This is a genomic window from Allorhizobium paknamense (genome assembly GCF_030815125.1).
GTDB classification, from domain to species: Bacteria; Pseudomonadota; Alphaproteobacteria; order Rhizobiales; family Rhizobiaceae; genus Allorhizobium; species Allorhizobium paknamense.
Window position 1 is genome coordinate 23,935 of the sequence record NZ_JAUSWH010000029.1, and the last position, 8,220, is coordinate 32,154.

Below are 8,220 nucleotides of genomic sequence, written 5' to 3' on the forward strand. Positions count from 1 at the left end.
AAGTGTCCCTATTGAAGTACAGTTTGTTCTGGACAACAATCGGTCCATACAAATCAAGGCCTTCCGGCACCAAAATCCACGAGGGTTCAATTGGGACAGCGGGCTGTCATCTATTGCCGCGTTTCGACTGCCGATCAGTCATGCGAACGGCAGGAAGATGATCTGACGGCATTTGCCTTGCGGGCTGGTTACGAAGTGGCTGCAATCTTCAAGGAAACGGGCTCGGGCGCCAAGCTCGATCGGGCGGAGCGCAAGAAGGTGATGGCACTGGCCCAAGCCAGGAAGATCGACGCAATCCTGGTCACCGAACTTTCCAGGTGGGGTCGCTCCACCACCGATCTTCTCAGCACTCTGGGCGAGTTGGAAAGCTGGAAGGTGTCGGTCATCGCCATGAACGGCATGACCTTTGACCTGTCATCACCGCATGGTCGAATGCTGGCGACATTCCTCTCCGATATTGCAGAGTTCGAGCGCGATCTGATTAGCGAGCGCGTCAAATATAGTCTTGCCGCCGCCAAAGCACGAGGCAAAAGGCTCGGCCGTCAAACTGGAGAGCGGCCTAAGTCAGACCGGCTAGCGCCGAAGGTCATGACGCTGATTGCCGAAGGCCGAAGCTATCTCTGGATCGCCCGTGATCTCGCTATCAGCAAGAATACCGTCAACGACATTCTCAAACGGAATAGAGATTTAAACAATGGCACATGAGCCTATCACCGCGCTTCTTCCGAAATCGGGCGGCCACCAGTTTGTAATGTACGGCGACTCATGTTCCGGCGTTCCAAACGCCCTGCACGAAAGAACGTTCGCTGAGGTGAACGCAATCGTGAAGCGTCTGGCTCCGCAGCCTGAGTTCATACTTTTTCCGGGCGACGAAATAATCGGCCTGACTCCTGATCCGGAGGCTTTACGGAAACAGTGGAAACACTGGTTTGAAGTCGAAATGGCGTGGCTCAACCGTCAGCAAATCCCGATGTGGCATACCACGGGCAATCACACAGCATACGACAAGATGAGCGAGGGCATTTTTCGCGAAGTCTTACAGCTTCCAGACAACGGTCCTACGGAACAAAAAGGACTGTCTTATTGGATCCGGCGAGATGATTTATTGTTGGTCTTTGTCCATACGCTTTGGACCGGCCTCGGTGGGGAGGGGCATGTCGAAACCGAATGGCTGCAGAGAACGCTCAAAGAGCACGCTGATGCAAAATATAAATTTGTGCTTGGCCACCATCCGATATTTCCAGTCAACGGCTTTTCTGGAACTTACCAGCGTGAAATCGGCCATGAGTATGCCGATGAGTTCTGGAATATACTGGTGGATGCGAACGTCCTTGCCTATGTTTGCAGCCATATTCTCGCGTACGACGTCCAGGTGCATCGAGGAGTGCTTCAGATTTGCACTGCCGGAGCCGGCACAGCACATAGAATGCCTGAAGATGTTGAATATCTTCACTGCATCCAGGCTGCGCTCGATGAAAACGGGCTAAGATATCAGGTGCTCGACACGGATGGCGTTGCGCGGGAGCAATTGCAATGGCCACCTACGCCCACAGCCGCTTCTACTGAATGGCAGCGTATCAAGGACGGTAAATTTGATGCGCCCTTTACCGGATTGATTGGTCGCGGAAGCGTTGCTGAATTTCGTCTGACGGGTCGAACGGCTCAGAAGCCTTGGGCCCCTGAGCAGACGTTATTCACCGCACATTCTCCAGAGACCATCGCTCCCATCTGGCTAGGTACGCGCGGACCGAAGCAGACCCTCACTCTCATCGTCGGGAGGCAGCCAGGACGAAGCCCTTCCTACTGGTTTGGCCCTGATTTAGCGGTTGATTCCGACTTCGATATTCATGTCGCTTTCTATCCGGAGATGGGGCCAGGGGGCATTCTCTACCGGCATCATAATGAAGCCGCATGGACCTCATTCAAAGCTGCCACAGCGACCGGAATTGAAAACGTTAAGTGGCCGGGTGCCTGGAATGTTGGATACGGTCAGCATGGAGAACATGATCGACCATTCAAAGGGACCAGCTTAACTATCCGCTTACGTCAGGATTTCGCTTAAGGTAGTATTTCGCCCCCTCCCGCAAACGACCCCTATCCGCCTCCCCTGCCCGTCTCCTGCCTGCCGTAGAAGCGCCATGAGAACAGGCCCCAGGGAAAACTCGCCAGCCACCGCCTTGGCTGTCAGGCTGCGCAGATAGCCGCCTGCGGAGTTGATATGCCCTGCCCGCTCCAGAATGGCGGCGATGGTTATGGCTGCGCGTTCCGGACCCATGGCCTCACACGCCTCCTGGTAGGCGGAAGGGCTGACACCCAGCATCGAGCGCACCACCACGGCGGCCGCCATCAGGTCGCGCCAACTGCCGACCGCACCGCCTGGGCCATAATCGCCAATTTGCGGGCAGGCTTTCAGCACCATGCTCAAGGGGTAAGTTTCCGGCTGGCGCTGTTTTATCGGCTCGGGCTTCGGCGATTCCGGCCTCATATTTTCATAGCCGCTTGATTCAAGATCATGGATGGATTCGGTATTTGAATTCTGTATGTGGCCGTCATATGGGGCGGCATTGGTGTTCATATTTTCGGTTTTCAGCAACATTTCCAGACGGTTGATGATCTCATCCCGCAAGAGCTCCATTTCATCACGGATTTCGATGACCTCGGTCATGGACGGCCGGCGGGGAAGGCGGGCGATGATGCGCACATAATGGTCCTCCATTTCGGACCAATCCCCTGCCGCGCCCTCCTCGATGGCAGCAGAAATCAGCTTGCGCACATCACGCCGGCAGATCGTCAGTGCCTCTTTTGCGCGGCGGAACAGGCGGGCCTGCTCGGCCACGATCTGCGCCAGCTGGGCAAGTTCGACAGCACGCACGCGCAACGGCTCCAGGCTGAAGCCGAAAGCTTCCTCCACCTGCCCTGCCCTATCCCGGTGGGCATAGCGCTTGCCGTTCGGGCTATCCCGGCGCTCGATCAGTCCCGCCTCGACCAGGGAGGCCAGCGCGCGGCGAAGCGTGCTGCCGGAAATACCGTGGGCGCGGACGGAAAGTTGGGCATTAGATGGGAACACCACCAAACCGCCCTCCTCGGCCAGTTCCGTTTCTGGATAGAAGCTTAGGAGGGCGTTCAAGACGGCCAGCGCCCGATCCTGAAGGCCAAGCCTTTCCCGGGCCTCGCAGACGTCGCGGTAGACCCGCCACTTATCCACCGCCCTGCTCTGCTTTGCCTCAGCGCGATCCATCTGACCTTTGACCAGCGAAAGCTTCGCCGGTCGCCGCCCGAAGGGCGTCGTTATCATCTGGCTGTGTGTCATCAATCCTTTGCCCTTTCAGAAGGCAAAAGAAATCCGCTCACCAAAACGGTGCCAAAGTCTCTTGACTATGATTCGTGGATTTGCGATTCTCTGTTTTGCGAGAACTTGAGAAGGGCTTCCACGCTTTGCCGTTGGGGGCCTTTTTCTTTTGCAGTTAGTTTCCTTTGTTAAACTCGTCGTAGATGCCTGGCAGGCGCGTCATCAGATACTCTGCAAACGCCTCATTTTGAGTCCTGTCAATCGCGATCCTGCATTGCTTGCCGCTGCGCGCCAAGGAGGCGATCTCCGTGCCATCCCGGCTGCGGGCGATGATTGGCGTATTCACGCTCTCATTCTCAGCCTGGCGCTTCGCTGTGGCCAACGCTACTTTGAACCGGTCATCGCTGGCCTTATGCTGAAATGTGCTATCCTCACAAAGCTTGCGAAGACGTTTCTCCGCATCCGTAGACTTCAATAGCTCAGCTAATTCCTGCCAGCGCGGGCGGCCCACTTTAGGGGCGGGACCAATCGCATCCATTAGCCACTGCGGAACAGCTTCGGCGACAGCTATCAGCTTCGCGGCTTCGGCGCGATCAATCGCAAGGGCCGCTTGAATGGCAGCTCTTTGAAAGCTGGCCTTTTCCAGCCGATAAGCAAATGCAGCGCGCTCAATAAAGCTCAGATCCTCGCGAGCGGAATTCTCAATCCCCTGTGCCATGACCAGGCTGTGGTCATCCATCTCACGGGAAAATGCCTTAACCGGAATGCCCAACTCTCTGGCGGCACGAACGCGGCGATGACCATAGGCGATCTGATAGCGGCCTGACGCATGGGGATGCGGGCGCACCAGAATAGGAATTTCCTGCCCATTCTCCGCGATGGACTGCTTGAGCTGCTCCAGCGCTGCCTTGTTGTCCTGGTCGAACCTGTCTGCGAAGGGTGACGGATCAATCAGAGCGGGATCAAGGTCTACAGGCTTGCCGCCCTCGGCCAGCAACCGGCGCATCTCGGCATTTTCCTGTTCAATGCCGGTCAGCGTGTCTTTCATCGATTTCACCGCGCCGGATGCTACGCGCGGGGAGGTGGGCCGTTTGATGGCATCTTCGGCCTCTTCCCCGCCTTTAAACATGCCGCGAATGGAATTCATGCGTGAACTCATCGGCCTGCCTCCCGCGATGTTGTCAGATGACAACATGTCAAATCATTGATTTTATTAGGACCGTTCATTTCTTGCGGCCCCACACTGTTTCGATCATGTCGACAACCTCGGCGTTGACAGCATTGATCGACTCAATCGCCCGCTCATACACGTTCCGGCCAACCGTTCCGGGTGTCAACTCAAACAGGCTCTGTTTAGTGAGCCCGGCGTTTGCAATAGCGGTAGACTTCCATGCGGTCGCCACCATTACGTCCTGGCCGAATACATCACGCAACAGAGAGACGATCTCTTGTTCCGGAACATCGCGAGGATCGTGGCGCGTAATCAGGAACCGCATAAAGTCATAGTCCAACGATCCACCTGCCTCCTCAATGACGGCCACAAGATCAGAGGTCATCAAAAGGAATTGAGACATGGAGGCCACGTCTACCATTTGCGGGTGAACGGTTACGATCATGCCGGTGGCCGCGTTGAGCGCGCCCATGGTGAGAAATCCAAGCTGGGGCGGGCAATCGATCACCACCACATCAAAGTCATCCTCCACCTCGGCAATGGCGGAGGCAACGCGACGGAAAAATATGTCGTGCGGGTTGCTGCGATTTTGCAGCATATAGCGCGGGGTCTGGTGTTCGAACTCCATCAGTTCCAGATTGCCCGGAACGATGCTTACGCCGGTAAAATAGGTGGGGCGAATGATATCCCTCATCTTCACGCGCTGATCATCGTAACGGATCGCTGCGTAAAGCGTGCTGTTTTCGGCAACGTCGAATTCAGGCTGATAGCCGAACATAGATGAGAGCGAGGCTTGCGGATCCAGATCGATAGCCAATACCCGCAGCCCTTGAAGGGCCAGCCCCTGAGCCAGATAAAGAGAGGTGGTTGTTTTAGCGGAGCCACCCTTGAAGTTGGCAACTGTGATGATCTGGAGCTTCTCACCGGCGCGGCGGCGTGGCCAGAACTTGAGCGCCTCTTTTGGGCGGGCCTCGGCTAACCACGCCCGCAGCTCTACCACCTGCTCCAGCGTATAGGCACGCCGTCCGGCCCTGCCGATCTCGGGGGAGGGGCCTAAGCCATCCAAAGAAAGCTGCCGCAAATAGCCGTCCGACACATTGACGATCTGCGCCACCTCACCGCTAGTGAAGGAGCGGAGCGTCTTTTGGGCGGCAGGCGGAAAGGCGCGCTCGCCCACAGCTCTCAAGCGCGCAGACAATGCCTCAGCGCGTTCGGTGATTTTCGATGCGGTGTTCATGGCGACAAAACTCTCTACGGCGCTCATTTTCAAAACCCAGACGCTTCTAGCGCGTTAAACGCACTTAATCCGTTTTCAAAATGCACACGATTCCGACAGAGTGGCAAGAAGTTTTTAGTTAAAGAAGGATTAACGGCAAATACGCAAAAAGCCGCCTCTTTGGGCGGCTCCTCTGGGGCAGGGGTGGCAGGTCTCAAGCCGCGTCTTTGGTAGCCACGGTCAGCCGCAGCCCAAGCGCTGACAGAACAGAAAGCAGCGTCGAAAGCTTGGGATCGCCGCGTTCTGACAGCGACTTATAAAGTGCTTCCCGCGTAATGCCTGCCTCTGCCGCTACGCTGGTCATGCCCTTGGCGCGAGCTATATTGCCGAGTGCAACAGCTACCGATTTTGAATTGGCGTCTTCAAGGGCCGCTTCCAGATAGGCTGCAACGGCCTCAGGGCTGTCCAGAAATTCACTGGTGTCCCAGGACGTCGTTTCGATTGTCATTTAAACCTCCTTCGCCATCTCCTTGGCTCTCTTGATGTCTTTGGCCTGGGTGCTTTTGTCGCCACCGGAAAGCAGGATAATGATTTCCTTGCCACGCTGGACGAAATAAACGCGGTAGCCTGGGCCTTCCGTGATGCGAAGCTCGCCAATTCCGTCAAAGAATTTTGCGTCACCCAGAAGGCCCTCAGACAGGCGGTCAATCCGCACCAGAATGCGGGCCCGGGCGCGGACGTCCTTAAGAGACTTGAGCCAATCAGTGAATGCTTGTGTCTTGCGAACTTCTATCATGGCCAGTTGTAGCCTACAGATTACAATCATACAAGGAAAATGTATCCTGAAGATTACAGTTTGACGTGAAGATGGAAACCCCGCCTTGACGGCAACTTCAGGGGAAGGGGAGAAGGATGGCATCAACGTTTCCAGTCTTCGGGTGCCCATCTCCAGAACCGTCATCAGATCGCACATCAGCTGCCTGGGCATCATCACCGGTCTGCTTCCTCTGAACGATCGAGCAGGGGACAGACTTGTTTTCGGTGCCCAAAGCGACCAGCACAGAATACCGGCCCGCATGATGTGGTCTGGAGGTGGCTGTCAAACCGCTCTCCGGCATAAAAAAAGCTGTGGATAATTCAGGCTTCTGGAAGTGCACTTTCGTCGCCTTGTCAGACCGCAAGGGCGGGTTTCGCTCAGAGAATTCGCCCCGCGTCAGCGTGCAACACGTATCAGGTCGCACGTCCCGTCGGCGGTCAAATCACGCCCTGGAGCGACACCTCTTTTGCGAGCGTCATCATCAGAAAATCAATCATCGGTGCATGTTCCTGATGCCGCCTCACTTCTGCATGTTTTGGAAAATTATTCTAAGACCCCTGCCGACCAGTCGGCACCCCCTGCCGATATATCGGCACCCCCTGCCGACTCTGGATCGGCACCCCCTGCCGACCCATGGATCGGCACCTATTAACGATCCTCTTAGAACGACCCTCTCTAAACTGACGCGCGCGCAGGGGCGCAAAAATGGCGAGAGGAAAAATTTTCTTTTCAGAAGGGGAGGGGATCGTCGCCCTGTCGAGCAGGTGAGACGCTGAACAGCAGACGACGACCTGACTGTCCGCGTCAGGCTGAAACGGGACGATGAGCTGTTTGACCGTCTCGAAGGCGGGGTCGTCTGCAGGGGCTCGGGAGGAGGGGACCATCGCCGACGCCGAGACGATGGCTCGGGAAAAGTCGGTCCGGGATGCCTCTTGCGCTTCTCGATGCGGTGTGATGTTTGTTGGCTTACTGGATGAGTTGATGATCCTGCCAATGAGCCTTCGAATACGCGGTAGAACGCGGGGAGCGATCCCGAGGCTGGCACATAGGTCGACCCCAGCCCTAAGCCAAGCCGAATGAATGCGTCGTGTCGGGGTCTGTCCATATCCATGCGCGGGGCAGGGCGCAGAAGGTTCCGCATCTCACTGACGTCGTTTATGCCGATAGCGCGGCAGGCTGGGGAGACCGGGTCTTGCCGCATCCATCGAGCAACATCCCCAAGCCTGCAGAACGACGCTGTTCCCAATGGATCTTCCGATCGGCTTTGGAGGATGCAGCACGGCCTTGTGAAGCTGCCAGGCTTGGAAAGGAGCACTCGATCCGTTCACTCCGTGCCACGTGAGCATGGACGAAGGGCACTTTGTCCAAGGCCGGCATGTGAGCAGTACCGACCGAACCGGAGAGGGGAGGGGAGGGGGTGGTTCAGCCTTGAGAAGGATGTCTGGCCCGCACCGGCGTCCACCATTCGTGTGTAGCGAATGGAAATTGAAGGCAAAAAGCCACATCGGGGCAGAACCCCCTCAGGGACTAAGGCCTTTTCGTCTTGCCTCGAAGCGGGGAGGCAGGCGGCCTGATCACCGCTACCCACCGTCGTCCTCGGAAACCACAACCGACATCTTGACCTTTTGGGAGACTGGCTTAATTTCGCCATCGGCATGGCGTGATTGAAACATTTGAGCCAGTCTTTTGCATATTGCTTGATCGTTTGCTGAGTTTTTGGGGAGGGG

Annotated in this window: 7 protein-coding genes; 2 read left to right on the forward strand and 5 right to left on the reverse strand. The window is 56.4% G+C overall.

Annotation, left to right across the window (positions count from 1 at the left end; genetic code table 11):
- Positions 1-90 precede the first annotated feature (90 nt).
- Both QO005_RS23310 and QO005_RS23315 read left to right on the forward strand, forming a co-directional pair.
- Positions 91-705 (forward strand): recombinase family protein, encoded by a 615-nt coding sequence (locus QO005_RS23310; RefSeq protein WP_307160416.1) that lies wholly within the window; start codon positions 91-93, stop codon positions 703-705.
- On the forward strand, positions 695-2,062 hold the full coding sequence (locus tag QO005_RS23315; RefSeq protein ID WP_307160417.1) for a metallophosphoesterase family protein: 1,368 nt from the start codon (positions 695-697) through the stop codon (positions 2,060-2,062). Before QO005_RS23310 ends, QO005_RS23315 begins: the two co-directional genes overlap by 11 nt.
- On the opposite strand, the gene repC is transcribed toward QO005_RS23315, so the two are convergent.
- The 5 genes from repC to QO005_RS24250 all read right to left on the reverse strand — a co-directional run bounded on the left by repC (position 2,042) and on the right by QO005_RS24250 (position 6,667).
- Positions 2,042-3,310: a plasmid replication protein RepC gene (gene repC, locus QO005_RS23320; protein WP_307160418.1), complete on the reverse strand. Its 1,269-nt coding sequence runs from the start codon at positions 3,308-3,310 to the stop codon at positions 2,042-2,044. The genes QO005_RS23315 and repC overlap by 21 nt on opposite strands.
- Positions 3,311-3,464: 154 nt before the next feature.
- Positions 3,465-4,436, reverse strand: a complete 972-nt coding sequence (gene repB / locus QO005_RS23325) for a plasmid partitioning protein RepB (protein ID WP_307160419.1) — start codon at positions 4,434-4,436, stop codon at positions 3,465-3,467.
- Positions 4,437-4,512: 76 nt separating this feature from the next.
- A complete protein-coding gene (repA, locus tag QO005_RS23330; RefSeq protein ID WP_370878147.1) occupies positions 4,513-5,724 on the reverse strand; it encodes a plasmid partitioning protein RepA in 1,212 nt (403 codons plus the stop codon).
- Positions 5,725-5,890: 166 nt separating this feature from the next.
- A complete protein-coding gene (locus QO005_RS23335) occupies positions 5,891-6,184 on the reverse strand; it encodes an addiction module antidote protein (RefSeq protein ID WP_307160420.1) in 294 nt (97 codons plus the stop codon).
- A complete protein-coding gene (locus QO005_RS24250) occupies positions 6,185-6,667 on the reverse strand; it encodes a type II toxin-antitoxin system RelE/ParE family toxin (RefSeq protein WP_370878148.1) in 483 nt (160 codons plus the stop codon).
- Positions 6,668-8,220: the final 1,553 nt, after the last annotated feature.